This window comes from Plantactinospora sonchi (assembly GCF_036422035.1).
Classification (GTDB): domain Bacteria; phylum Actinomycetota; class Actinomycetes; order Mycobacteriales; family Micromonosporaceae; genus Plantactinospora; species Plantactinospora sonchi.
In genome coordinates this window covers 73,581-98,300 of the sequence record NZ_JAZGQK010000035.1, presented here as the reverse complement: position 1 = coordinate 98,300, position 24,720 = coordinate 73,581, and the positions used below count along the sequence as shown (strand labels likewise).

20 protein-coding genes are annotated in these 24,720 nt (G+C 72.0%); 8 read left to right on the top strand and 12 right to left on the bottom strand.

Going from position 1 to position 24,720, the window contains the following annotated elements; translation table 11 throughout:
• Positions 1 to 101: 101 nt before the first annotated feature.
• The 9 genes from V1633_RS32585 to V1633_RS32545 all read right to left on the bottom strand — a co-directional run bounded on the left by V1633_RS32585 (position 102) and on the right by V1633_RS32545 (position 10,392).
• Positions 102 to 998, bottom strand: coding sequence for an ABC transporter ATP-binding protein (locus V1633_RS32585; RefSeq protein WP_331218164.1), 897 nt, complete (start codon positions 996 to 998; stop codon positions 102 to 104).
• Positions 998 to 1,744, bottom strand: a complete 747-nt coding sequence (locus tag V1633_RS32580; RefSeq protein WP_331218163.1) for an ABC transporter ATP-binding protein — start codon at positions 1,742 to 1,744, stop codon at positions 998 to 1,000. The genes V1633_RS32585 and V1633_RS32580 overlap by 1 nt, the downstream gene beginning before the upstream one ends.
• Positions 1,741 to 2,805 carry a branched-chain amino acid ABC transporter permease gene (locus V1633_RS32575; RefSeq protein ID WP_331218162.1) on the bottom strand — a complete coding sequence of 355 codons (1,065 nt, stop codon included), beginning with the start codon at positions 2,803 to 2,805 and terminating at the stop codon, positions 1,741 to 1,743. The genes V1633_RS32580 and V1633_RS32575 overlap by 4 nt, the downstream gene beginning before the upstream one ends.
• Entirely contained in the window at positions 2,802 to 3,719 is a 918-nt protein-coding gene (locus tag V1633_RS32570; protein WP_331218161.1) for a branched-chain amino acid ABC transporter permease, read from the bottom strand. Before V1633_RS32570 ends, V1633_RS32575 begins: the two co-directional genes overlap by 4 nt.
• Entirely contained in the window at positions 3,716 to 4,915 is a 1,200-nt protein-coding gene (locus V1633_RS32565) for an ABC transporter substrate-binding protein (protein WP_331218160.1), read from the bottom strand. Before V1633_RS32565 ends, V1633_RS32570 begins: the two co-directional genes overlap by 4 nt.
• Positions 4,916 to 5,010: 95 nt before the next feature.
• Positions 5,011 to 5,388 (bottom strand): roadblock/LC7 domain-containing protein, encoded by a 378-nt coding sequence (locus tag V1633_RS32560; protein WP_331218207.1) that lies wholly within the window; start codon positions 5,386 to 5,388, stop codon positions 5,011 to 5,013.
• Positions 5,389 to 5,408: 20 nt separating this feature from the next.
• Positions 5,409 to 7,910 carry a sensor histidine kinase gene (locus tag V1633_RS32555; protein WP_331218159.1) on the bottom strand — a complete coding sequence of 834 codons (2,502 nt, stop codon included), beginning with the start codon at positions 7,908 to 7,910 and terminating at the stop codon, positions 5,409 to 5,411.
• Positions 7,911 to 8,165: 255 nt separating this feature from the next.
• Entirely contained in the window at positions 8,166 to 8,813 is a 648-nt protein-coding gene (locus V1633_RS32550; protein WP_331218158.1) for a helix-turn-helix transcriptional regulator, read from the bottom strand.
• Positions 8,814 to 9,102: 289 nt separating this feature from the next.
• Positions 9,103 to 10,392: a cytochrome P450 gene (locus V1633_RS32545; protein WP_331218157.1), complete on the bottom strand. Its 1,290-nt coding sequence runs from the start codon at positions 10,390 to 10,392 to the stop codon at positions 9,103 to 9,105.
• 672 nt (positions 10,393 to 11,064) lie between these two features.
• Between V1633_RS32545 and V1633_RS32540 the strand changes: the two genes are divergently transcribed.
• The 4 genes from V1633_RS32540 (at position 11,065) to V1633_RS32525 (ending at position 17,552) form a co-directional block, all read left to right on the top strand.
• The gene (locus V1633_RS32540; protein WP_331218156.1) at positions 11,065 to 13,218 is read left to right on the top strand and encodes a M14 family zinc carboxypeptidase; all 2,154 of its coding nucleotides are present in this window, start codon (positions 11,065 to 11,067) and stop codon (positions 13,216 to 13,218) included.
• A 97-nt stretch (positions 13,219 to 13,315) separates the two neighbouring features.
• Positions 13,316 to 14,383: a zinc-dependent alcohol dehydrogenase family protein gene (locus V1633_RS32535; protein ID WP_331218155.1), complete on the top strand. Its 1,068-nt coding sequence runs from the start codon at positions 13,316 to 13,318 to the stop codon at positions 14,381 to 14,383.
• A gap of 55 nt (positions 14,384 to 14,438) precedes the next feature.
• Positions 14,439 to 16,097, top strand: coding sequence for an FAD-dependent oxidoreductase (locus V1633_RS32530; RefSeq protein ID WP_331218154.1), 1,659 nt, complete (start codon positions 14,439 to 14,441; stop codon positions 16,095 to 16,097).
• Positions 16,098 to 16,124: 27 nt separating this feature from the next.
• A complete protein-coding gene (locus tag V1633_RS32525) occupies positions 16,125 to 17,552 on the top strand; it encodes an ATP-binding protein (protein ID WP_331218153.1) in 1,428 nt (475 codons plus the stop codon).
• Positions 17,553 to 17,571: 19 nt separating this feature from the next.
• On the opposite strand, the gene V1633_RS32520 is transcribed toward V1633_RS32525, so the two are convergent.
• Entirely contained in the window at positions 17,572 to 18,153 is a 582-nt protein-coding gene (locus tag V1633_RS32520; protein ID WP_331218152.1) for a sigma-70 family RNA polymerase sigma factor, read from the bottom strand.
• A 109-nt stretch (positions 18,154 to 18,262) separates the two neighbouring features.
• Between V1633_RS32520 and V1633_RS32515 the strand changes: the two genes are divergently transcribed.
• Positions 18,263 to 19,075: a zf-HC2 domain-containing protein gene (locus V1633_RS32515; protein ID WP_331218151.1), complete on the top strand. Its 813-nt coding sequence runs from the start codon at positions 18,263 to 18,265 to the stop codon at positions 19,073 to 19,075.
• A gap of 141 nt (positions 19,076 to 19,216) precedes the next feature.
• On the opposite strand, the gene V1633_RS32510 is transcribed toward V1633_RS32515, so the two are convergent.
• The gene (locus V1633_RS32510; protein ID WP_331218206.1) at positions 19,217 to 19,513 is read right to left on the bottom strand and encodes a DUF6582 domain-containing protein; all 297 of its coding nucleotides are present in this window, start codon (positions 19,511 to 19,513) and stop codon (positions 19,217 to 19,219) included.
• Between the two features lie 314 nt (positions 19,514 to 19,827).
• Between V1633_RS32510 and V1633_RS32505 the strand changes: the two genes are divergently transcribed.
• The 3 genes from V1633_RS32505 (at position 19,828) to V1633_RS32495 (ending at position 23,092) form a co-directional block, all read left to right on the top strand.
• Entirely contained in the window at positions 19,828 to 20,823 is a 996-nt protein-coding gene (locus tag V1633_RS32505) for an aldo/keto reductase (protein ID WP_331218150.1), read from the top strand.
• Between the two features lie 10 nt (positions 20,824 to 20,833).
• Positions 20,834 to 21,418 (top strand): TetR family transcriptional regulator, encoded by a 585-nt coding sequence (locus V1633_RS32500; protein ID WP_331218149.1) that lies wholly within the window; start codon positions 20,834 to 20,836, stop codon positions 21,416 to 21,418.
• Between the two features lie 252 nt (positions 21,419 to 21,670).
• Positions 21,671 to 23,092: a glycosyl hydrolase family 18 protein gene (locus tag V1633_RS32495; protein WP_331218148.1), complete on the top strand. Its 1,422-nt coding sequence runs from the start codon at positions 21,671 to 21,673 to the stop codon at positions 23,090 to 23,092.
• A 73-nt stretch (positions 23,093 to 23,165) separates the two neighbouring features.
• Here the strand turns inward: V1633_RS32495 and V1633_RS32490 are convergent, their stop codons facing one another.
• Positions 23,166 to 24,635, bottom strand: a complete 1,470-nt coding sequence (locus V1633_RS32490) for a BNR repeat-containing protein (RefSeq protein WP_331218147.1) — start codon at positions 24,633 to 24,635, stop codon at positions 23,166 to 23,168.
• Positions 24,636 to 24,720 lie beyond the last annotated feature (85 nt).

The following is a 24,720-nucleotide window of genomic DNA, read 5'->3' as shown; positions in this document are numbered from 1 at the left end:
CCATCATGATGATCGGTGACGATGCTCCGGGCACGCACCATCGCGCGTCGGCACCGGAGGGGATCCCGGATGCGGAACGCGAGGACGAGTCGGGGCGTACGTCAGGGTGCGGACGAGGGAGAGGGTGTGACTGTCGAAGGGGAGGTTGCTACGGGCGGGGGTCCGGGTGGCGGAGCAGGCTCTTCCGGCCCGCCGACGGGCCCGGGGCGGATGGGGTCGGACCCGTTACGGGCCGCCTCCTGGTCGGACGGAACCGGTACGCCTCCGTCCGGGGTGGCCGCGCCGGCCACACTCAACAAGGCCTCGACCGGAGCCGGGTCGGCGCGTACCGCGGCCGACGAGTCGGTGAACACCACCCGGCCGTAGTCGAGCACGGCGATCCGGTCGGCCACCTCGATCGCGTGCGGCAGTTGTTGCTCGATGACCAGGATGCTCAGCCCGGCCGAGGCCAGCCGGCTGATCAGCTCCCGGACCCGGGCCGCCAGCTCCGGGGCGAGCCCTTCGCCCGGCTCGTCGAGGAGCAACACCCGGGGCTGGGTGAGCAACGCCCGGGCGATGGCCACCATCTGCTGTTCACCGCCGGAGAGCTGGTCACCCCGGTGCCGCAACCGCTCGGCGAGCCGGGGCAGGAGCTCCAACACTCCTGGAACCGTCCAGCGTGGACCGGACGACGCGGTGCCGCGCCGCCGGACACCGGCGGCGAGGGTCAGGTGCTCGGCCACGGTCAGCCGGGGGAACACCCGGCGTCCCTGCGGTACCAGGCCGACACCGGCCCGGGCCACCCGGTGCGCCGGGCGGCCGGCGAGGTCGACCCCGTCGACCCGGACCTCACCACGGTACGGCCGGACCAGGCCCGCGACGGCGTGCACCAGGGTGCTCTTGCCGGCGCCGTTGCGGCCGACCACGGCCTGGACCTCGCCGGCCGCCACCTCCACCCCGACGTCGTGCAGTACGGTGCCGCCGTCGTACCCGGCGTGGAGTCCGCTCACCCGCAGCATCAGCGCACCGCCTCGGCGTAGGCCCGCCGGACCTCCGGCGAGTCGCGGATCTCGGCCGGCCCGCCGGTCGCCACGTGCCGACCGTCGTGCAGCACGGTGACCGTGTCGGCCAGTGTGTACACCAGGTCGAGCCGGTGCTCGACCAGCAGGACCGAAACCTCCCGGGACAGGTTCGACAGCAGGGTGACCAGCCGCTGCACCTCGACACTGGAGAGTCCGGCGGCCGGTTCGTCCAGGAGCAGCAGCCGGGGTTCGCCGGCGAGCGCCATCGCGATCTCCAGCTGTCGCCGCTGCCCGTGGGAGAGGTGACCCGCCGCGCTGGTCGCCACCTCGGTCAGCCCGACCCGGTCGAGCAGGGCCAGTGCGGGTTCCCGCAGCCGCCCGCGGAACCGCCCCGGCGTGGCTACCCCGCGCAGCCCGCCGACCCGGCGCCAGGCGGCCACCTCGACGTTCTCCAGCGCGGTCAGCGACGGCCACACGGCGGGACGCTGGTGGATGCGGCCGATGCCGATCCGGGCCCGCCGGGCCGGCCCGAGCCGGGTGACGTCCCGCCCCGCGAAACCGATCCGGCCGGCGTCGACCCGGGTCGCCCCGCCGATCAGGTCGAGCAGCGTGGTCTTGCCGGCCCCGTTCGGGCCGATCAGGGCGTGCCGCTCCCCCTCGGTGATCCGCAGGGTCACCCGGTCCACCGCGGTCAGTGAGCCGTACCGCCGGGTCACCGCCTCGGCGGTCAACAGCGCGGTCATCCGACCACCTCCGGCCGGGCCTGGGCCGGGGCGGTGGGAGTTGGTCCCTCCCCGGGCGGTCGGTCCGGTCCCCGCTCGTCGGGCTGGGAACGGTTCCGGGCCCGGGACCGGAGCAGGGTGGCGATCCCGGCCGCGGAGCCGGCCACCCCCCGGGGGAAGAGGTAGGCGGTCAGCACGAACAGACCGCCGAGCAGCAGCGGCGCGTGCCCGGGCAGTTGTCCGGAGACCCAGTCCCGGACCGCGATCACCAGGGCGGTGCCGGCGATCGCGCCACCGATCGAGGTCGCCCCGCCGATCACGACACCGAGCAGGAGCAGCGCGGAGACGTCGAAGCCGAAGTCGGCCGGCGAGAGATACTGCTGAGCGGTTACCAGGAGTGAACCGGCGACGCCGGCCACCGCGCCGCCGGCCACGAACGCCGTCGCCAGGTAGCCGGTGACCGGATGCCCACTGGCCCGCATCCGCGCCTCGTCGTCCCGGGTGGCCCGCAACAGCAGGCCGGCCGGGGTACGCAGCACCATCAGCACGATCGCCACCACCACCGAGACCACAACGAGGGTGTAGAGATAGCGTGCCCGGTCGCTGTCCAGCACGCCCATGCCCCAGACGGGCTGGATCGCCGGCATCCCGGCAAGGCCGTCCGACCCTCCGGTCACCGAACGCCACCGACTGGCGGCGGTCACCGTCAGTTCGCCGATGGCCAGGGTGATCATGAGCACCACCACGCCCCGGGCGTAGACGACCAGGGGCACGGCGAGTGCCGCGAACAGCGCGCCCGCGGCAGCGCCGGTCAGCACCTGCACCACCCCGACCGACGAGACGTGCAGCCCGACGAGGGCACCGGCGTAGGCGCCGGCAGCGTACGGCCCGGTCTGGCCGAGCGTCGGCAGTCCGGCCACCCCGGTCAGCAGCGCGACGCTCACCCCGACCAGACCGAGCACCAGGGTCCGGGCGAGCAGCGACGTGGTGTACGGGTCGGTCAGCCAGGGCACCGCGACCGCGAGAGCGAGTACGCCGACCGCGGTGGCCTGGACCAGCCGACGACGGCGGGCGCTGCTCACGTCGTACCTCCCCAGCGGAGTCGGAGCCGTCGGGCGGGCAGTCCCCGGGCCCGGATCGCGAGCACCGCCGCCATCGCCGCGAAGAGCAGGAACGGCGCGACGGTCGGGGCCAGCGCCACGCCGAGGGTCTGGATCTCCCCGACCGCGAGCGCGGCCAGCAGGGTGCCCCGGACCGAGCCGAGTCCGCCGAGCACCACCACCACGAGCGAGAGCAGCAGCACGGTGTCGGCGGTGGTCGGGGCCGGACCGATGATCGGCGCGCCGAGCACGCCCGCCGCCCCGGCCAGGGCGCCGGCGGTGCAGAGCACGCCGATCCGGATCCGGGCCGGGTTCACCCCGAGGGAGGCGACCATCTCCGGGTCGTCGACCGCGGCCCGGACCAGCATGCCGGCCCGGGTCCGGGTCACCACCAGGGCGAGCAGTACCGCGATCACCGCCGCCACGGCGATGAAGCCCAGCCGGTACGCGGCGTACCGGTGACCGGCCACCTCGACGGTGCCCTCCAGCACGGCCGGGATCCGCACCGGCAGACTGTCCGGTCCGAAGGCCGCGACCAGCAGCGCACCACCGGCCAGGGCTACACCGAAGGTCAGCAGCGCCTGGGTGAGATGGTCCCGTCGGGCGACCGGGGCGAGCAGCCCGGCGAGCAGGCCACCCGCCCCGGCCCCGGCGAGCACCCCGACGGCCAGGGCCAGCAGCAGACTGCCCCAGCCACCGTCGGCGAGCGCCGACACGGTGTACGCGCCGACCGCGTACAGGGTGCCGTGCGCCAGGTTCAGGATGTTCGCCACCCCGAAGCAGAGCACCAGTCCGGACGCCGCGACGAAGAGCAGCAACCCGTAGGCGACCCCGTCCAGGGCGGGAATCAGGTACGGGTCGATCGAGTCGGTCACCCGCGCCGCGTACCCGGTCATCCGCCCACGGTCGCCAGGTCCCCGACGACCGTGTTGGAGAGCGCCCGACCGTCCTGGCGGACCTGCCGCAGGTACCACTTCTGCACCGGCGAGTGCGTCGTCGGGGAGAACTGCCAGGTGCCGCGCGGGCTGTTGATCTGGCCCAGTCCGGCGATCGCGTTGTTGATCTCCTCCGGGGTGGGGTTCTCCCCCGCCGCGCCGATCGCCTTGTCCAACACGGCGGCCGCGTCGTACGAGGCCATCGCGTACGTGGTCGGCGAACCGTCGTGGTCCTCCTTCCAGGCCGCGACGAAGGACCGGTTCTCCGCGTTGTCCAGGTCCGGCGAGTAGTTCAGCACCGAGTAGATGTCCTTGGCCGCCTCGGCCTGGGCGGCGAGCACGCCGCCCTCGGTCAGGAAGCCTGCGGCGTAGAGCGGCAGGTGGCTGATCTCGGACTGGGCGTACTGCTTGACGAAGTCAACCGCGGCGTTACCGGCGTAGAAGGTGTAGACCGCCTCCGCCCCGGACGCCTTGATCTGGGCGAAGTACGGGGTGAAGTTGGTGGTCGCCGGGAACGGGGTCCAGAGCGTCTTGCCGTCCGGGTTGGCCAACTTGCCACCGATCTTGGCGAAGGTGTCGGTGAAGCCCCGCAGTTCGTCCCAGCCGCCCTGGTAGTCGGGGCCGATCGCGAAGACCTCGCCCTTGACGTTGTCCCGGACGTACTCGGCGATGGCCGCGCCCGGCTCGTCCGAGAGGTACGAGGTGGTCCAGATCCGCGAGACGTCCTTGAGCTCGGGTCGTCCGTTCGAGCCGACGAACGGGATCTTGGCCTCGGCGAGCAGCGGGTAGACGGCGGCCACCGAACCGCCGCCGACGATGCCGGTGAGCACGTGCACCCGGTCCTGTTTGATCAGTTTGGTCGCGGCCGGTACGGCGGTCGGCGCGCCGTTGCCCTCGTCCGCGGTGATCAGCTCGACCTTGTGGCCGCCGAGCCTGTTGTCGTGCATCTTCAGGTAGAGCTCGAAGCCGTCGCGGATCTCGGTGCCGACCGCCTCGTACGTGCCGGAGAGCGAGGCGAGCAGGCCGATCTTTATCGTGTCCGGTGCGCCGCCGCCGTTGGCGCCGCTGTTGCAGGCGCTGGCGGCCACGGTCAGCCCGAGGGCGAGCAGTGCCCCGGTCAGGGCACGGCGCCGGCTGGTCCCGGTGGGAAGTGGCATGAGTTTTCTCCAGGAGGGGGGTGGAAGAGGATGGTGGGGATGTCCCGGGGGGCGGGAGCCGGAACCGTCCGGTGGCTGCTCGACGTCGCCTCGGTTCACCGACCCTGGGTCAGCGCGGCCCTGGCGGTCGGCGTCAGTACGTCGCCGATCCGGTTCGCCAGTTCCGTCATCTCGTAGGAGACCTTGCCGACGTCGCAGTTGGGCGCCGCGAGGACCAGCAGCGAGGCGCCGTCGTTGAACGCCATCGAGAACATGAAACCGCCCTCGAGCTGGGTGACGTTGGAGATCACCGCGCCCGCCTCGAAGAAGCCGGCGGCCCCCCGGAGCAGGCTGACCAGCCCACTGCCGGTCGCCGCCAACTGGTCCGCCCGGTCCGGCGGCAGGTTCCGGGTGGAGGCCACCATCAGGCCGTCGGCCGAGATGGCGATGGCGTGGCTGACCTCCGGCGCCCGTTCGACAAAACTGTCCAGCATCCAGCCAAGGTCCCGTTGGTTCACGTCGTACTCCCTGTCGCGTCGCTTGTCGCCGAGGCGTTGACCAGCTTGGGACGGCGGGCGGCCACGCCACGGGCGTAGGCGGACATCGCGTTGGCCACCTCGGCCGGGTCACGGTGCTCCGCGGCCTGCTGTTGGCGTGGGACCGGCGTGACGCCGCCCGGTACGAGGTGCCGCTGCGGCTGCCGTTTCGGCAGTCCGGACTGGGTGGTGGCGACGACGTCGGGGGTGACCAGGCCGGTGGCCGCCCGCCATCCCTCGTCGGCCCGGGTCTGCCAGTCCGACGCGGGCTGGCTGGCCGCGCCGTTCACGGTGCTGACCGGGGCTGGCGTGGGCCAGCTGGGAGGCGGGTCCGCGGACACCGCCGGGGACGTACCCCGGTCGGTCCGGAACCAGTGGTTCACCTGTTGGAAGATGACCAGCTCCTGGGTCGGGTCGTCACCCCGGTCACCCGGTCGGGGTGCCGGTTGGAAGACCGAGCCGGCCGGCAGCGCCCGTTCGGCCGGCGGTTTGCGGATCGGGCCGTCGGGCGTGCCCGGGTACGGCGGACCGGCGGCGACCGGTCCGCGAGCACGTGCCTCCGGGATGGCCGCGAGTCGTCCGGGGGCGAGCAGCTGGCTCTCCGGGGGCACCGGTCGGATCAGCGCCGCCGGCAGGGAGATCTCGGCGATGGTGCCGAGCTTGGGTCCGGGTCGCAGTTCGACCGTGACGCCGAGCCGGCCGGCGAGCTGTCCGACCACCACCAGGCCCATCGCCCGGACCGCCGCGACGTCGGTCGCCGGAGGTCGGGCCAGCAGGTCGTTGAGCTGTGCCAACCGCTGCGGGGACAGGCCCACGCCCTCGTCGCTGACCTGGAGGATGACCCGGTCGCCGAGACTGCGCGCGGTCACCCACGCCTCGGTCTCCGGCGGCGAGTACGAGGTGGCGTTGTCCATCAGCTCGGCGAGCAGGTGCACGACCTCGTCCACCTTGTCGGCGATGACCGCCACGTCCGGGTCGACGACCCCGATCCGGACCCGGGTGTAGTGCTCGATCTGCGACAGCGCCGCCTGGACGACCTTCTGCATCGGGACGTCCTCGTGGCGTACCCGGCCGACGCCGACTCCGCCCAGCACCAGCAGGCTGGCGTTGATCCGGCCCATCCGGGTGGCCAGGCTGTCGAGTTTGTAGAGCTGCTGCAGCCGTTCCGGATCGGTCTCGTCGCGCTCGACCCGGTCCACCTGGGCCAGCACGGCGTCGACGAGCCGCTGCTCGCGCCGGCTGAGGTGGACGAAGATGTCCGCCGTGTTGGCCCGCATGACCGCCTGCTCGGCGGCGGTGCGTACGGCCGCCTGGTGTACGGCGGTGAACGCCTGGCCGACCTCGCCGATCTCGTCCCCGCTGGACGCCTCCAGGGTGGACGCGGACTGGCGGGCGAGCGTCTCGGGATGGATGCCGGCGCTGTCGATGTCACGCAGCTCGGCGACCATCGCGGGCAGTTCGGTGAAGGCGACGGAGTGCGCGGCGTCGCGCAGCCGCCGTAGCCGGCGGGTGATCTGCCGGGCCACCGCCCAGGTCACCAGCACGGTGAGCAGCAGGGCGACGGTCATCGCGCCGGCCTCGGCGATCGCCCGCCACCGCTGTTCGACCCGGGCGGCGTCGACGTCGTCCAGCACCGCCGCGTCCACCCGTTGCTGTACGTCGAAGAGCCGGGCGGCCCAGCCCTGGGTGGCGCCGATCCAGGCGTCGATGTCGACGTCGAGCGGCGCCCCGATCTCGGCGCGGGAGACCTCGTCCTGGAGACGCTGCAGTGTCAGCGCCTCCTTGCCGCTGCCGGCCTGCTCCCACCAGACGTCCCACTCGCCCCGGGCCAGGCCGACGAAGGAGAGGCTGGCTTCGGTGAACCCGGTCCGCGCGGCGGTGATGTCCTGCTGCATCGCCGGGGTCAGCTGTCCGGCGGCGATCGCCCGCAGGACGGCGACCTGCTGCTGGCCCAGCGCCTCGGCGGTCTTCGACAGGGCGGCGGCGGCCCGGATCCCGTCCGCGACCTCGGCCGAGGCCACTCCCTGGGCGATCGCCTCCCGGTAGGCGAGCAGGTCGGCGACGATGATCCGGTAGCTGAACGTGGTGGCGGAGACGGCCGCGTGCGCAGCGGTCCGCACCTGGGCCCGCAACGGCGGGAGACCGGACAGTGCCTTGTCGACCCGGAGCAGCACCGCCTCGGGGCCGCCGGTCACCTCCGGGACCCGGGCGCGCTGCCGGTGGTAACGCGCGACGATGTCGTCGGTCTCCGCGGCCTGCCGCGCGTAGGTGTCCTGTTGGCGGGCACTGGCCGAGGTCAGCAGGTCGGCCGCGGCGGCACGTTCCCGCTGCAGCTGGTAGGCCAGCCGACCGGCCTCCGCGCCCAGTTCGGCGAGCAGGCCGAGGTCGCTGGCGCGCTCCGCCTGCCGGACGCTGTCCGCGAGCGCCAGGCCGGCGAACCCGACGACCGCCACCAGTGGCGCGGCCACGATGATGCGCATCCGTGAGGCGATCTTCCAGCCGCGTCGACGTACGGGCTGGGGCCGGGCCGCGTGGGATCCGGTGGTCGAGGCCAAGACTGACTCCCACGGCTCGTCATCGAGGAGACCTGCATCTTGCAGTTAGCAAATCCCATTCCGCCGGACGGCGGGGACGGATGACCAGGGTTCACGGTGGTACAAACAGCTCGTACCACTATCTGTACCCAACGGCGAACCGACAGTCACCACAGCGGACAGGACCCGCCGCATCGCCGCTCAGCTGCGCCACCGGGCCGCACCGGCCCGGCTCCGACGAGGCTCCCCGGACGGTCTGCCCCGGCCCTCCCCGGCCAACCTCCGTCGCTCGACGGGCGGCTCCACGGACCGGGTGGACAGCTCCCCCGGACGCCCGGGCACCTCGGCGCCGGGTGTCGGCGGTGCCGTCCGGGGCGCGGGCAGCTCCACCCCGGACGTTGACATTTCGGCCCGGGCCAGGGCCAACTCCACCGAGGACCGTTCCTCGTCGGACCGGAAGTGGACCCGGAGCATCTGGTCGATCAGCCCGCGCAGCTCGTCGATCGCCTCCACCACCGCCTGCCGGTCCCGGGTCTGCGGATCCGGGTCGGGTCCGGCGGGCCGGGGGCCACGTCGACCGTCGGCGGCGGCCTGTTCCTCCGCCACCCTCGGCCACAACTCGGCGAGCCGGCCGCCGGTGCCGAGCACCTGGTCACACCGGATCGCCAGCTCCTGGCTGCCGAAGCGGCGGCCCGCCTCCACCGCCGCCACGGTCTCCCGGGAGAACCGGACCCGGTCGGCGAGCGCGCGCTGGGTCAGCCCCTTGCGGGTACGCCAGCGACGCAGTTCCCGTTGAAACTGTCGGGCAGCAGTCAAATCCGTGATGTCTGTGGCGGGCGCAGCATCCATTTACTCACCTTCGCGCGTCGGCGATTCGATCACGACAGCGATTTGATCAATCGGCGAGATCATGAGCCAGGCACGCCGAAGATCATGATCTAGCAATTGCCGGGGCCAATTCTTACCCTCCGGCGGACGCCTGTGAAGATGCGCGCGCTACCCAACGTTGACGGCAAGTGAAAAACCTAGTACGCCGAGCTACTTGACGAAGTGAATTGATCTCTGACGTGACCGCCGCGACGGCCGGCCCCGCCCCGTACCGGCAAAGACCGAGGCGACCGGCGGTGACAGCCCCGGGCTACGCCGCGCGGGCCGACGTACCGGCCGGATCGTCCGATCGTTCCCAGGGCACCGTACCGGTATCGACGACCGCCGGCAGGATCTGGTGTGCCCGGAACGCGACATTCGGTTTGTACGCGGTCACGTGGCCGGCGGCCAGCCGCAGCGCCGGAATTGCCTCGGCGAGCCGACCGAGTGCGATCCGCGCCTCCAGCCGGGCCAGCGCCGCTCCGATACAGAAATGCGGGCCGTAGCCGAAGGAAAGATGATCGCGGGCCGTAACCCGATCCGGATCGAATCGTTGTGGGTCGGCGAAGACCGCCGGATCGCGGTTCGCCGCGCCGATCAACAGCAGGCACCGGGCACCCGCCGGAATGGTCACCCCGCCGACCGCCACCGGGCGGCGGGTCACCCGCAACCAGCCGTCGATGGCCGGCCCGAACCGCAGCGTCTCCTCCAGGAACCCGGGCACAGCCTCCGGCTCCTCGGCCAGTCGTCGCCACCGTTCGGGGGTCGCCAGCGCCTGTTCCAGCGCGTGGGCGAGCAGGCCGGCCGTGGTCTCGTGCCCGGCGACGAGCAGGTTGAACGCCATGCTGGCGACCTCGGCCTCGGTCAGCACGCCGTCGTCACCGTCGCGGTGGCGCAGCACCCGGCTGACGAAGTCGTCACCGGTGGCGCCCTCGTCGACCCGCCGCGCCACGAGGTCCTGGCAGTAGTGCCAGAAGTCCAGCAGGCCCCGGGCCAGCCGCACCTGCTCCGCCGGCTCGGGACGTCCCCAGATCAACGCGATCTGGCCGTCCGCCCAGCTACGGATCCGGGGCACGTCCCGGTCCGGTACGCCGAGGATGTCGACCACCACCAGGAGCGGCAGCAGGGCGGTGAACTCGGGGATCAGGTCCACCACCTCGCCCCGGCGGCGGGCGATCCCGTCGACCAGCTCGTCGACCCGGCGCCGCACGATCGGTCCGTACTGGACCGAGACCCGGCCGGCCGTGTTGGCGAAGGTGGCCCGCAACGCCGCCCGGGTGCGGGTGTGCACCGGCGAGTCGGCGGCGGCCGTGGTCGGCGGCACGTCCAGCCGCATCACCACCGCCAACGCCTCCGGGCACATCTCGTAGACCGGGGCGAGCGTCAACGCGTTGCCGAAGCTCTCCGGATCCCCGAACGCCTGCCGTACGTGCTCGTGCCGGCTGATCAGCCACATCCCGAGGTCGTCGGCGTAGTGCACGCCCTGGTCGCGGTGCAGGAGGTCGCGCCACACGGCGCCCGGATCGGTGAGATAGGCACCAGCGAACGGGCGAAGCTCCATGGCCGCCTCCTGGCCCACGCTATGGCACGGTGACACAGCCCCCGTGGGCAATGGCTCGACCGCCGGGAATGTGCCGCCCTCCGGATCCCTGGGACATCTGGGATTCCCACGATGCGCCCACCGGGGACGCTAGTCAAGGCATTGGTACATGCCATTGTTTGGCGGAACTTCCTCGCGTACCACGATGGATCCGCCGACCTGTTCCGGCTCGACCGGCGGCTTGCATCCTGCACTTGCACCGCTGGTCACAGTGGGTAACCCAGCCTGCCGCCGGGAACCCGGCACCGGACGACGGCAGCCGGAACCAGCCACCGCGCGGCACTGCCGCGAACCGTCGCGAACCATCCGGCAGCGCCATCGACGGGCCGCCACCAAAACGACCGTTAATCGCGGTCGACCAGGCACGAATTTCTCGATCATCACCAATGCCACGGGGATCCGCGACATCTCACGCAGCGACACCGGAATCGGACCCGGTCCAATGTGGCCGACAGTTGGCCGACAGCACCCGTGACGGGGACACTCCGGACAGTGACGGCCGCTTCCGCCCGGACGCCGTCGGACGGCGACCGGTCCGACACTCCGGGACCAGCTGCCGGTTTCGACGTCTTGACATAATTCGATCAAGGGACTGGTGTGTACGCAGAGACCTCGACTCCGTCAGGAGGTTCCGTGTCCCCCAGACGATGGTGGACGGCCACCGCCGCCACACTTGTCCTGACCACTGCCGCGCTCGTGTCCCCGGGTGCGGGCGTCGCCGCCCCCGCCACCCCGACCACCGGCGTGACGCTGGACGCCGACGAGACCGCCCTCGTGCGCGTCCAACTCACCGACGAGACACAGTTCCGGCGACTGCTCGCCGAGGGCGCCGACATCGCCAACCGACCGCGCCTCGACGACGGCCGGATCCTCGTCGACCTGGTGCTGACCGGGCGGCAGCTGGCCGCGCTCACCGCTCAGGGCGTGGTGGCCCGGCAGGTCGTGCAACGCGAGGGTGACGCCGCCCGCCGGTTCGCCGACAGCGTGCGGGCCGCGCAGTCCCGGACCGGCCTGCGTGCCCCGGACGACGGACGCGGTGCCGCCGTGGCCGCCGTCGACACCCTGCACTTCCTCCAGGCCTACTGGTGGACCGCCTCCGGGCGTACCTTCGTGCAGACGCAGGTGGCGACCACCGCGACCGACGACCCGAACGTCGAGATCACCGTGACCTGGCAGACCGCCGACGGTACGACCGGCTCGTTCCCGCTGGTCAGGTTCGCCGACGCGGGCGAGTACCAGTACCACTACGCGCAGCCGCAGCCGCTGCCGGCCCGACCGGTCCGGGTCACCGCCACCTCCAGCCTCGGCGGGACCGCCCGGACGACCACACCGACCGCCTGGCCCAACGCGACACCGCCGGCGCTGCCCGAGGGCTACCAGAAGGACTTCATCGACGCGTACCTGACGCCGACCGACATCCAGGCCCGGATCAGGCGGCTGGCCCGCCAGTACGACGACCTGGTCGACGTCATCGACCTGCCGCACAAGACCCAGGGCTACCGGCGTACCGCCGCCGGCTACCTCGGCGACCCGGCGACCGCCGCCGTGGTGGTCGAGTCGGTCAAGTTCGGCGACCAGAAGATGAACGGGGTGCAGGTCCGCACCGTCGACCCGGGCCGGCCGAACCGGCCGCTGAGCGCCACCTACCGGGACCGGGTGCTCACGGTCAGCCTGGCCACCGACGCCACCGGGGCGACGATCAGCACCACCGACCAGGTGGCCGCGTTCATCTCGGCCCGTCACCCGCAGCAGTTCAGCGCGTTCGTGGAGAACGGCTCGGCGGGCCTGCGGATGCCGGTCACCGGGCCGGTACGCCTCGACGACGGCCTGCGGGGCACCGAGGTGCCGAAGAAGCCGTGGACGGTGCAGGCGCTGCGGATCGGCGCCCACCGGGACGGCTCCCGGATCGGTGTGCTGGCGTACTCGCAGGAGCACGCCCGGGAGTGGGCGACCCCGCTGGTCACCCTGGAGTTCGCCGAACGGCTGCTGGCCAACGCCGGCACCGACCCGGCCACCCGGGAGCTGCTCGACACGGTCGACGTGTTCGTCATCCCGATGGTCAACCCGGACGGCGCGAACTACTCGTTCCACGACGCCAACTTCCAGCGCAAGAACCTGGTGAACCACTGCACCGGGGCGCAGCGTGACCCGGCCAACCGGGACTCGGTCGGCGTGGACGTCAACCGCAACTACACGGTCGGCTCGCTCTTCGACGGCTACACCGGGGCCAGCACCAACTGCCTCTCCGGCACGTACGCCGGCACCGGGGAGCTCTCCGAGGCGGAGAGCCGCAACGTGATCGCGCTCGCGGAGGACCACCCGAACATCCGGTTCGCGATGAACGTGCACTCCTACGGCGGGTACTTCATGTGGCCGCCGGGGGCGTACCGGGCCGATGGCCGGATCACCCTCCCCCGGCCCTCGATCGACGAGTCAAAGATGTTCCTGGACAGCGCGCGGCGCATCGTCGGGGCGATCGCGGCCGAGCGCGGCACGATGACCTGGCCGTCGCAGACCGGTCCGGTCGCCGACGTGCTGTACTCGGCGGCCGGCAACTCCGCCGACCAGCTCTACTACGAGCTGGGCATCTTCGCCTGGGACTTCGAGGTCGGCAACGACCGGTGGAACGAGGCGACCGGGCAGTGGGAGGGCGTCGGCTTCCAGCCCCCGTTCGACGAGGCGCACGCCGAGTCCCAGGAGTACGCCGACGGCCTGGTCGAGCTGCTCCGGGTGGCCCGGGACTACGCGCGGGACCAGGGCGAGACGCTGAGCCTGGCCCGGCGGTAGGCCAGCTCCCCCCAGCTGACCGGTTAGGAAGGGCCCCTTCTACAACAGAAAGCGATAAGAAGGGGCCCTTCCTCACGCCCGGGGCGGGGATGTGAGGATGACCCGCGTGCAGGCTGTGGTGTTCGACAGGTTCGGCGGCGTTCCGGAGCTGCGTGACGTGCCCGATCCGGCGGCCGACCCCGACGGCGTGGTGGTCCGGGTCGCCGCGACCGGGCTGTGTCGCAGCGACTGGCACGGCTGGCAGGGGCACGACCCCGACATCCGGCTGCCGCACGTACCGGGTCACGAGTTCGCCGGCGTGGTGGCCGAGGTCGGCTCCGCCGTCACCGGCTGGCGGATCGGTGACCGGGTCACCGCGCCGTTCGTCTGCGCCTGCGGGAGCTGTCCCGCCTGCCTCGCCGGCGACCAGCAGGTCTGCGAGCGGCAGACCCAGCCCGGCTTCACCCACTGGGGCTCGTACGCCGAGTTCGTCGGCGTCCGGAACGCGGACGTCAACCTGGTCCGACTGCCGGACGAGGTGAGCTTCGCCGGTGCGGCCGCGCTCGGCTGCCGGTTCGCCACCGCGTTCCGGGCGGTCGTCGCGCAGGGGCGGCTCGCCGCCGGTGAGTGGGTGGCGGTGTACGGCTGCGGCGGCGTCGGGCTCTCCGCCGTGATGATCGCGGCGGCCTGTGGCGCCCGGGTGGTGGCGGTGGACGTCAGCCCGGAGGCGCTGGCCCTGGCCCGCCGGTTCGGCGCGGCGGTCTGCCTGGACGCCACCACCCTGACCGGTGACGGCGAGGTGGCGGCCACGGTCCGTGAGCACACCGGCGGTGGGGCGCACCTGTCGATCGACGCGCTCGGCAGCGAGCCGACCTGCGTCGCCTCGGTCGAGAGCCTGCGTCGCCGGGGCCGGCACATCCAGGTCGGGCTGCTGCCGGCGGCCGCCGGCCGGACCGCGCTGCCGATGGACCGGGTGATCGCGTACGAGCTGGAGCTGCGGGGCAGCCACGGGATGGCCGCGCACGCCTACCCGGAGTTGCTGTCGCTGGTGACGGCCGGGGTGCTCCGCCCGGCGGACCTGGTCACCGAGACGATCGACCTGGCCGGGGCGTCCGCCGCGCTGACCACCCTGGACCGGCCCCCGGTCGGCGGCATCCGACTGGTCAGACCGCACGGCCGGGACTGAGCCGGGACGGCGCTCGGGGGTTCGCCACCGCGCCGGCCATGCTTTCATTGGTGCCATGGCGAACCCGGCGATCTTGACCGTCGACGACGATCCGGCGGTGTCGCGGGCGGTGGCCCGGGACATCCGACGGCGATACGGCGACCGCTACCGCGTGGTGCGGGCCTCCTCGGGAGACGAGGCCCTGGCCGCGCTGCGGGAGATCAAACTCCGCGGTGACCAGGTCGCGCTGCTGTTGGCCGACTACCGGATGCCGCAGATGACCGGTATCCAGTTCCTGGAAGCGGCGATGGACCTCTTCCCGACCGCCCGCCGGGTCCTGCTCACCGCGTACGCGGACACCGAGGCGGCGATCGACGCGATCAACCTGGTCGACCTGGACCACTACCTGCTCAAGCCCTGGCACCCGCCGGAGGAGAAGCTCTACCCGGTGGTCGACGCGCTGCTGGAGGCGTGGCAGGCGAGCCCACCGGCGACGGCGAACGAGGTACGTGTCGTCGGTCACCGCTGGTCCGCGCCGTCCTTCGCGATCCGCGACTTCCTGGCCCGGAACCTGGTGCCGTACCGGTGGCTGCTCGCCGACGAGCCCGAGGGCGCACAACTGCTGGCCGCCGCCGGGGTGGCCGCCACCGAGGTGCCGCTGGTGGTGACCGTCGACGGCACGGCCCTGGTGAAGCCGACCGAGACACAACTCGCGGCGCGTGTCGGGCTGGCCACCACACCCGCGGCCGACTTCTACGACCTGGTGGTGGTCGGTGCCGGACCAGCCGGCCTGGGCGCCGCGGTGTACGGGGCGTCGGAGGGTCTGCGCACGGTGCTGGTCGAGCGGCAGGCGACCGGCGGCCAGGCGGGCCAGAGCAGCCGGATCGAGAACTACCTGGGTTTCCCGGACGGTGTCTCCGGCGCACAGCTCGCCGACCGGGCCCGGCGGCAGGCGCTGAAGTTCGGCGCTGAGCTGCTGACCGCCCGGGACGTCGTCGGCCTGGAGGCGGTCGGCGCCACCCGCCTGCTCAGATTCAGTGACGGTACGTCCATCGCCAGTCACACGGTGGTACTGGCCACCGGGGTCGCGTACCGGCAGTTGACCGCCCCCGGGCTGGCCGAGCTGACCGGCCGGGGTGTCTTCTACGGCTCGGCGTCGACCGAGGCGCCGTACTGCGCGGGCGAGGACGTCTACATCGTCGGCGGGGCGAACTCGGCCGGCCAGGCCGCCGTGTACTTCGCCCGACACGCCCGCCGGGTACACCTGCTGGTCCGGGGGCCCGACCTGCGGCGGTCGATGTCGCACTACCTGATCGAGCAGATCGAGCGGATCGACAACATCGAGGTGCACCCGTACTCGGAGGTGGTGGGCGGGCGCGGCACGGACCATCTGGAAGAGTTGATCATCTGTGACAACCGGGGCGGTGGGCAACGTACCGTCAAGGCGTCCTGGCTGTTCGTGTTCATCGGCGCCGAGCCGCGGACCGACTGGCTGGCCGAGTCGGTCGCCCGGGACGCCCGGGGGTACATCCTCACCGGCTCGGAACTGGCCAACGGCAGCCGGCGACCGGCCGGCTGGTCGCTGCCGCGCGACCCGTACCCGCTGGAGTCGAGTCTGCCCGGCGTCTTCGCGGCCGGCGACGTACGGGCCGAGTCGATAAAGCGGGTCGCCTCGGCGGTGGGCGAGGGCGCGATGGTCGTTTCACTGGCCCACCAGTACCTGGCCGCGCAATAGTTGCCGGATCGACGACAGGGGGTCGGGATGACCGCGGAAACGGACGAGCGGCTGGAGCCGGCGCAGCTGCGTACGCTCTTTCTCTTCGAGTCCCTGGACGACGAGAAGCTCGGTTACGTGCACGAGCACGGCCGGGTGAAGCGACTGCCGGCCGACGCCGACATCTTCGTCGAGGGTGACCCGGCGCGCTGCTTCTACGTCCTGCTCGACGGCACGGTGTCGCTGACCCGGCTGGTGCACGGGGACCGGATCGAGATCAGCCGCAGCAGTCAACGGGGCGCGTACGGCGGGGCGACCCAGTCGTACCTGAACGAGCAGCGGGTGGAGAACTACCTGCACAGCATGCGGGCGGTGACCGACGTCACCCTCTTCGTGCTGCCCGCCGAGGTGATCAGCACCGCCATGCGGCGCTGGTTCCCGATGGCGATGCACCTGCTGGACGGCCTGTTCCTCGGCATGCGGACCACCGAGAACCTGGTCAACCAGCGGGAACGACTGCTCGCCCTCGGTTCGCTCTCGGCCGGTCTGACCCACGAGCTGAACAACCCGGCGGCGGCCGCGGTCCGGGCCACCGCCGTGCTCCGGGACCGGGTCTCCGGCATGCGGCACAAGCTGGCCATGATCGCCGACGGTCGGCTCGACGGTGAACGGCTGCACCGGCTGGTCGAGTTCCAGGAGGCGGCGGTCAAGCAGGCCGCCAACGCACCCACCCGCTCACCGCTGGAGACCAGCGACGCGGAGGACACCCTGGCCGACTGGTTGGACGAGCACGACATCACCGGCGGCTGGGACCTCGCGCCGATCCTGACCGCCGGCGGCATCGACGGGACGTGGCTGGACCGGGTCGCCGACACCGTCAGCCAGGACGATCTGGAGCCGGCGATCCGCTGGCTCGCCTACACCGTCGAGACCGAGCTGCTGATGGGCGAGATCGACGACGCGCTGCACCGGATCACCGGCCTGGTCGGGGCAGCCAAGCAGTACTCGCAGCTCGACCGGGCCCCGTACCAGACCGCCGACGTGCACGATCTGCTCGACGCCACGCTGGCGATGTTCAGCGCGAAGATCGGGCCTGACGTGCGGGTGGTCCGGGAGTACGACCGGAGCCTGCCAGCGATCCCGGTGTACGCGGGTGAACTCAATCAGGTCTGGACCAACCTCATCGACAACGCGCTCTACGCGATCGGCGAGACCGGTGTGCTGACGGTGCGTACCGGACAGGAGGAGGAACGGGTCGTGGTGGAGATCGTCGACACCGGTCCGGGCATACCCGCCGACGTCCGCTCCCGGATCTTCGAGCCGTTCTTCACCACCAAGCCGATCGGCGAGGGCACCGGGCTGGGGCTGGAGATCTCGTACCGGATCGTGGTCAACAAGCACCACGGGGACCTCGCGGTCGAGTCCGAGCCGGGGCGCACGGTTTTCCGGGTCTGCCTGCCGATCTCCGGACGCTGACCGCCGGCTGGGCCGCCCGTCAGCTGGTCGAGCGGAGGTCGCGGGGGTTGCCGTCGGCGCGCATCGCCGCGACGAGGTCCTCCCGGGCCCGGGCCACCCGGGACCGGATGGTGCCGACCGGGCAGTCGCAGACCTCGGCCGCCTCGGCGTAGCTGAGCCCGACCACCTGGGTGGCGACGAACGCCTCCCGGCGGTCCCGGGGCAGGTCCTCCAAAAGCCGGGACAGCTCGACCGCACCGGCGAACCCGGCGGCGTCGCGGGCGAGCTCGGCGTCGGCGGCCAGTTGCCAGTCGGGCAGCGCGGCCACCCGGGGCCGTCGCATGGTCATCCGGATGTGGTCGGCACAGGCCCGCCGCGCGATCGCCAACAACCAGGTCAACGCCTTCGACCTGGCGGCGAACCGGGGCAGTGCCCGCATCGCCCGCAGGTAGGTCTCCTGGGTCAGGTCCTCCGCCTCTCCGGGGCCGACCAGGTGGGAGACGAACCGGTGGACGTCATGCTGGGTGGCCCGGATGAAGGCCGCCGCCGCCGAGCGGTCGCCGTCCTTGGCGGCGAGCGCCCAACTGGTGATCTCGTCGCCGTCGGCGCCGGGGGAAGGCATGGCGTCCACGCTACCTGTGGCCCGGTGCCCCGAATACCCCCGCCCGGCATGCGGAAGATCGCCGCACCCCGGTGGGAACCGGGGCCGCCCGGGGGCCGACTATGTGGGTGTGGGGTGTGAACAGTATCGAGAAGCCCTGTCGGCACGACTCGACGGCGAGGAGGAGGTCGCGGAGCGGGCCGCGACGGAGCGTCACCTCGCCGGCTGCGCGGAGTGCCGGGCCTGGCTGGAGAGCGCGACGACGCTCAACAGGTACGCCCGGACCAGCCTCGTCCCGGCGGCGCCGCTGGAGATCGACCAGGTGCTGCTCGACGCCGCCCCCGGACCCCGCCGGGCCCGGCTCGGTCGCGCGCTCTGGATCGCCCTCGGTGTGGTCGGGGTCGCCCAGTTCCTGCTCGGCGCGGCGCAGATCGCCGGCGTCGGCGTCGTGGACACGGCGCACTCGCACGGGCTGGAGGCTGTGCTCGGCGGCGGGCCCAACCACCTGTGGCACGAGTCGGCCGCCTGGAACGTCGCGCTCGGCGCCGGATTCGCCTGGATAGCCCTGCGCCGGACCCGTCCGCAGGGCCTCCTGCCCACCCTCACCGCGTTCGTCGCCGTCCTCACCCTGCTCTCCACCAACGACGTGATCGCCGGCCGGGTCGACGCCGAACGGATCCTCAGCCACGGGCTCATCGTGGCCGGCTATCTGATCATTCTCGGACTGTCCCGGCTGGTATTCGACTCGGGAGAGCCGCCGAGCAGGTCCGGACCGGGCGACCGGACGGCGTGGCGGGTCACCTTCGAGGAGGACGAGCGGCCCGCACCGCCCCGGCTCCGCCTGCTCCGCGCCCCGTCCGCGACGGCCCGGGTCACCACCGCGTCCACGGTCCGGCTGGGCGGCGGCCACGCGGCCGACCGGCGACACGACCGGGCGGCCTGACCCGGCGAAACGACCGGGCGGACACAACCAGGCCGACCCGACCAGGCAAGACCCGACCGGGCGGCCTGACCCGGCGCCGATCGCCACGTGGTCGGTGCCGGCCCGCTCCCTCCACGCCGGGCCCGGCCGGGCCGGGGCCGGTCAGTGTGCCGGATTGGGGGTGTGCGGCAGTTTGCCCAACTGTCGCCAGTCCGACTCGGCGACCTGGATGTCGTAGTGCCGGGCCGCGGCGAGGATGTTCGCGAACGCCTGGTCGCGCTCGGCGTCGCTCACCCCCTGGGTCTGATCGAACCGGGCCAGCGCGTTGCGTACGTGCTTCGCGTCGGTGAGCGGCTCCTTGCGTTTGCCCGGGAAGGCGAACGCGCTGTCGGGCAGTTCCCGGGACTGCTTACTGCTGATCACGCCGTGCTGGTCCACGGGCTTCCAGGTGGTCTTCATCACCGCGTACCTCCTGTTCCGGAGTGCTCTCGGGGCCGGGCCGGGCTGGGCGGGGCTGGCCACGATCGGACCGGACCGGCCAGGGACGCGACCCCGCGGGCCGAGTCGACCCGATTCCGCCCGACCGGGCCGCCCTGTCCCCCACGTCGGGTGCTACCCGCGGCACCGCCCCGATAACCACGGCGCCGCCGGGGGCCGGTTCACCGACGGCGCGCCTGACAGAATTTGGAATCTGTCAGCTGTTAGCGCATACTTGTTTTCGTGGGACCGGGCAGGATCCGGTCCGGTACGAGGCAGTGGGAGTGGGAGTGATCATGGAACAACGGAATCTTGGCAGCTCAGGCCCGCGGGTCTCCGCCCTCGGCCTCGGCACGATGGGCATGTCCGACCTCTACGGGCCGGCCGACGAGACGGAGAGCGTCAACACCATCCACGCGGCCCTGGACGCCGGGGTGACCCTGCTGGACACCGGCGACTTCTACGGCGCGGGGCACAACGAGATGCTGATCGGCCGGGCACTGCGTGGCCGGGACCGGGACAGCGTCACGATCAGCGTGAAGTTCGGCAGCCTGCGGGATCCCGAGGGAGGTTGGGGCGGACACGACAGCCGCCCGCAGGCGGTCCGCAACTTCCTCGCGTACACCCTGCGCCGCCTCGACACCGACCACGTCGACATCTACCGGCCGTCCCGGCTCGACCCCGCCGTGCCGATCGAGGAGACCATCGGGGCGATCGCCGAGCAGGTGAAGGCCGGTCGGGTACGACACGTCGGGCTGTCCGAGGTGGGCGTAGAGACGATCCGCCGGGCCCACTCGGTGCACCCGATCAGCGACCTGCAGATCGAGTACTCGCTGCTCTCCAGGGGCGTCGAGACGGAGATCCTGGACACCTGCCGGGAACTGGGCATCGGGGTGACCGCGTACGGGGTGCTGTCCCGGGGGCTGCTCAGCGGACACTGGCGCCCGGACCGGCAGCTGACCAGCGGAGACTTCCGTGGCGTCAGCCCCCGGTTCAGCGGGGACAACCTCACCGCCAACCTGCGGCTCGTCGAGGCGCTGCGCGGTGTGGCGGACTCGAGGGGCGCCACCGTCGCACAGGTGGCGATCGCCTGGGTGCTCAGCCGGGGCGAGGACGTCGTACCGCTGGTGGGTGCCCGGCGCCGGGACCGGCTCGCCGAGTCGCTGGGCGCGCTCGATCTGGCGCTGAGCGCGGACGACCTGGCCGCGGTCGAGCGTGCCGTACCGGCCGGGACCGCCGCCGGGACCCGGTACGCGGTACCCCTGATGCAGCACCTGGACAGCGAACGGTGAGATGGTGTCCATGGCCGACACGACCCTGACCAGAGAACAGATTCTCGAAGCGGCGGAGGACGTCCTCCGCCGCTTCGGCCCGGCCAAGGCGACCGTCGTCGACGTCGCCCGGGCACTCGGGGTGAGCCACGGCAGTGTCTACCGGCACTTCGCGAGCAAGGTGGCGCTCCGCGAGGCGGTGACGGAGCGGTGGCTGGAGCGGGCGCACGGGGAACTGCCGGCCGTGGTCGACGCCGACGATCCCGCGCCACAGCGGCTGCGCACCTGGGCCCACACCCTGCACCGGGCGAAGCGCGGGCGGGCACTGGACGATCCTGAGCTGTTCGCGACCTATCTCGTCCTGGTGCGGGAGAACAGCCACGTGGTGCGCGCCTCGCTCGACGAACTCGTCACGCAGCTCAGCCGGATCATCGCCGCCGGGGTCGCCGCCGGCGACTTCGCCGCCGACGACGTACCGGCGACCGCTCGGGCGGTGTTCCACGCCACCGTCCTGTTCCACGATCCGGCGTACGCGGCGATGTGGGACGACCCGGAGACCGGCCGGCAGCTCGACGCGGTGGTGGATCTGATCCTGACCGGTCTGCGCCCCCGCTGAGCCGGGGCCGGTGGCCCGGCGGAGCCCTTCCGCCGGGACGGCCCGACCGGGGGCGGCGGGTCGTCCGGATGACTCGATATTGACTTTCTTAGTTAACTTTCCTAATCTTTCTGCCACTCAGCCACGTCGATCCCGATCCCCTCACCACACCCCCCTTGAGCAGGGTCATGCCGGGCTCCACCCCCACCACCGGCAGCACCCAAGGGCGGATCAACGTGCGCTGGCGTGCCTCCCCCGCAGAAGGGATCGACCATGTCACCCACCGCAAGCCCGGACCAGCCGTACCCGTCAGGAGGTCGGCGCCTCCGGTCCGTCCTCGCCGCCGGCGGGCTCGCCCTGGCCACCGCCGTCGCCGGCACCGCCGTCGTCCTCGTCCCGCAGTCCCCCGCCGCGGCCGTCGTGCTGCCGAACAACTTCAAGAGCGTCGGGTACATGCCGTCCTGGGCCGGTGACGTCAACGCCGTCCAGTACAACAAGCTGACCCACATCAACTACGCGTTCGTGCTGCCGAACTCGAACGGCACACTGCGCGCGGTCGAGAACCCCAGCAAGCTCTCCTCCCTGGTGTCCCGGGCGCACAGCAGCAACGTCAAGGTGTCGATCGCGGTCGGCGGCTGGAACGACGGCGACGACTCGGCCTTCGAGGCGCTGGCCGCCAACGCCTCGACCCGGACGACGTTCGTGAACAGCCTGGTCAGCTTCGTCAACCAGTACGGTCTCGACGGTGTCGACATGGACTGGGAGTACCCGGACGCGGGCGCCTCGGCCAACAACTACACCGCGCTGATGCAGCAGCTCAGCAACGCCCTGCGCCCCCAGGGCAAACTGCTGACCGCGGCGGTCGTCTCCGAGGGCGGCACGGTCAACGGCGTGCAGCCGGCGGTCTTCGGCTACGTCGACTGGCTGAACATCATGGCGTACGACGGCGGCAGCCCGCACGCCAACTACGACTGGTCGATCAACAGTGTGAACATCTGGAAGTCGCGGGGCCTGCCGGCCAGCAAGGCCGTACTCGGTGTGCCGTTCTACAGCCGTCCCGGCTACTACACCTACAACCAGCTCGTCGGGATGGACCCGGCGAACGCCAACCGGGACTGCGTCAGCGTCGGCGGCACCCAGCAGTGCTACAACGGCATCCCGACGGTGAAGCGGAAGACCCAGTGGGCCCTGGCCAACGCCGGCGGCATGATGAACTGGGAGCTGTCCCAGGACCGTAACGACTCGTACTCGCTGGTCAGCGCCATCTACGACACGGTGATGGGTGGCGGCGGCACCCCGCCGCCGACCGGCCGGACCGGTCAGATCACCGGAATCGGCGGCAAGTGCGTCGACGTGGCCAGCGCCTCCAGCGCCAACGGCGCGGCGATCCAGCTCTGGACCTGCAACGGCAGCAACGCCCAGCGGTGGACGGTCGGCACCGACGGCACGCTGCGGGCACTCGGCAAGTGCGCCGACATCACCGCGGCCGCCACCACCAACGGCGCCAAGGTGCAGCTCTACGACTGCAACGGCACCGGAGCGCAGGTCTGGCAGGCACAGAGCAACGGGACGCTGCGCAACCCGGCGTCGAACAAGTGCCTGGACGCCACCGACAACACCTCGGCCGACGGCACGCGGCTGCAGATCTGGGACTGCTTCGGCGGCGCCAACCAGCGCTGGCAGCTCCCGGCCTGACCCACCCGCGATGGCTGTTAGGAAGGGCCCCTTGTACAACCGAAAGCGATAACAAGGGGCCCCTCCTTACACCTCAGCCGAGGCGGAGGTCGAGGACCCGGATCGGGGACGGGGTGGTACCCGTCGAGGCGCGCTGGTACATGACCGAGAGAACGCCGTCGCTCTCCATCCGGGTCCGGTCGACCAGCACCTCGCCGAAGGCGCCCAGCCCGGCCGCGTCGAACCGCAGTGTCCAGTCGGTGTAGCCGCTGGCCCGGCTGGCCGCGGCGATCCGCCCGTACGGCAGCACGACGTAGGCGTTGTCGGCGGCGTCCAGCACCAGTTGGGAACGGCCCATCGCGTTCAGCGGCACCGGCAGTTCCGTCTTGCGCCAGGCGCCGGAGCCGGTGCGGTGGAGGTGGAAGGCCCGGCCGTTGGCCCGGCGCGCGGACGGGTAGTCGGTGACGCAGGAGGTGAACCGCCCGGGCACGTAGCTGATCGCCAGGTGCGGGTTTCCGGTCGAGTCGACGTCCTGACTCTCCTGGTTGATCAGCGCGTGGTTCGGTGGCAGCGGGTCGACGACCAGACCGGGACTGGAGATCGAGACCAGGTTGCCGGAGCCGGTCGTGCCGACCACGGCACCGGTGCCGTTGCGCCAGGTCCGGCCCGCGTCGTCGCTGTGGAGGTATCCGGTGTCGTGGTTGGTGAGGCCGCCCGGGTGGCAGGTCACCGCGGCGTTCCCCTCCCGCCAGGTGAAGGCGGCGTGCAGCCGGCCGCCCGGCCCGTAGGTGAGGCCGTGCAGGTACATGTTCCGGGTGGTGCTGGTCGCCCCGTTGGCGGTGTACCCGCCGGTCGCCGACTGCCAGCGGCCCAGCCGCCGCCAGGTGCCGTCGTACTCGGCCAGTTCGTTGCTGCCGTTGCCGGAGCGACCGGTCCGGTAGCTGAACTGCAGGCGCCCGTTAGGCGCGACCCGGAACTGCGGGTACGTCATGGCGCCGAGCGCGACACCGTCCAGTGTCCGCTGCACCGGGCCGAACCGGCTGGCGGTCCAGCTCGCCGCGGCGGGTGCGGAGACCAGGCCAGCCTCGGACCGCACGTAGTGGATGTCGCTGTCGTGGGTGTCCATCGCGACGTGCAGCCGGCCGTCGCCCGGGGAGACGCCCAGCGAGATGGAGTTGTGCGAGTCGTTCGTGCTCAGCTGGTGCGGCAGCCGCAGCGTCTGCCAGGCGCCGCCGGGCAGTTGGCGACGGGCGAGCGTCGCGTGCCGGGACGAGGTGTACCAGGCCGCGTACTGGTATCCGGCGTGGCTGATGATGCCGTCGGCGTACGAGGCGTTGTTGACCAGCCCGTCGTACGAGACGAAGTAGAGCGCGGCCGGGTCGAGCTGGGTGTCGCCGAGCCGGGTCACCGTCGGCGCGGCCGCCGGAACCGCAGCCAGGGCCGGGACGGCGAGACCGCCGGAGCCGGCGAGCACACCGGAGGCGGCGAGCACGGCGAGCACGAGGCGGGGTGCCGGGCCGGCGTGCCGGCGCGCCGGTCGGTAGCGGATCCTCGGGGCGGACATGGCTTCTCCCCTGCGCCGGGCGCCACCGGGCGCGACCAGATGAACGGATTCAATCTACATCCATCCACGTCGATGGAACAGGTGC

Coding starts and splice junctions, on each gene's coding strand:
- V1633_RS32585 (WP_331218164.1), bottom strand. CDS start 998: ATGCTGCGGGTGAGCGGACTCCACGCCGGGTACGACGGCGGCACCGTA.
- V1633_RS32580 (WP_331218163.1), bottom strand. CDS start 1,744: ATGACCGCGCTGTTGACCGCCGAGGCGGTGACCCGGCGGTACGGCTCA.
- V1633_RS32570 (WP_331218161.1), bottom strand. CDS start 3,719: ATGACCGGGTACGCGGCGCGGGTGACCGACTCGATCGACCCGTACCTG.
- V1633_RS32565 (WP_331218160.1), bottom strand. CDS start 4,915: ATGCCACTTCCCACCGGGACCAGCCGGCGCCGTGCCCTGACCGGGGCA.
- V1633_RS32560 (WP_331218207.1), bottom strand. CDS start 5,388: ATGCTGGACAGTTTTGTCGAACGGGCGCCGGAGGTCAGCCACGCCATC.
- V1633_RS32555 (WP_331218159.1), bottom strand. CDS start 7,910: ATGCGCATCATCGTGGCCGCGCCACTGGTGGCGGTCGTCGGGTTCGCC.
- V1633_RS32550 (WP_331218158.1), bottom strand. CDS start 8,813: ATGGATGCTGCGCCCGCCACAGACATCACGGATTTGACTGCTGCCCGA.
- V1633_RS32545 (WP_331218157.1), bottom strand. CDS start 10,392: ATGGAGCTTCGCCCGTTCGCTGGTGCCTATCTCACCGATCCGGGCGCC.
- V1633_RS32535 (WP_331218155.1), top strand. CDS start 13,316: ATGACCCGCGTGCAGGCTGTGGTGTTCGACAGGTTCGGCGGCGTTCCG.
- V1633_RS32530 (WP_331218154.1), top strand. CDS start 14,439: ATGGCGAACCCGGCGATCTTGACCGTCGACGACGATCCGGCGGTGTCG.
- V1633_RS32525 (WP_331218153.1), top strand. CDS start 16,125: ATGACCGCGGAAACGGACGAGCGGCTGGAGCCGGCGCAGCTGCGTACG.
- V1633_RS32520 (WP_331218152.1), bottom strand. CDS start 18,153: ATGCCTTCCCCCGGCGCCGACGGCGACGAGATCACCAGTTGGGCGCTC.
- V1633_RS32510 (WP_331218206.1), bottom strand. CDS start 19,513: ATGAAGACCACCTGGAAGCCCGTGGACCAGCACGGCGTGATCAGCAGT.
- V1633_RS32505 (WP_331218150.1), top strand. CDS start 19,828: ATGGAACAACGGAATCTTGGCAGCTCAGGCCCGCGGGTCTCCGCCCTC.
- V1633_RS32500 (WP_331218149.1), top strand. CDS start 20,834: ATGGCCGACACGACCCTGACCAGAGAACAGATTCTCGAAGCGGCGGAG.
- V1633_RS32495 (WP_331218148.1), top strand. CDS start 21,671: ATGTCACCCACCGCAAGCCCGGACCAGCCGTACCCGTCAGGAGGTCGG.
- V1633_RS32490 (WP_331218147.1), bottom strand. CDS start 24,635: ATGTCCGCCCCGAGGATCCGCTACCGACCGGCGCGCCGGCACGCCGGC.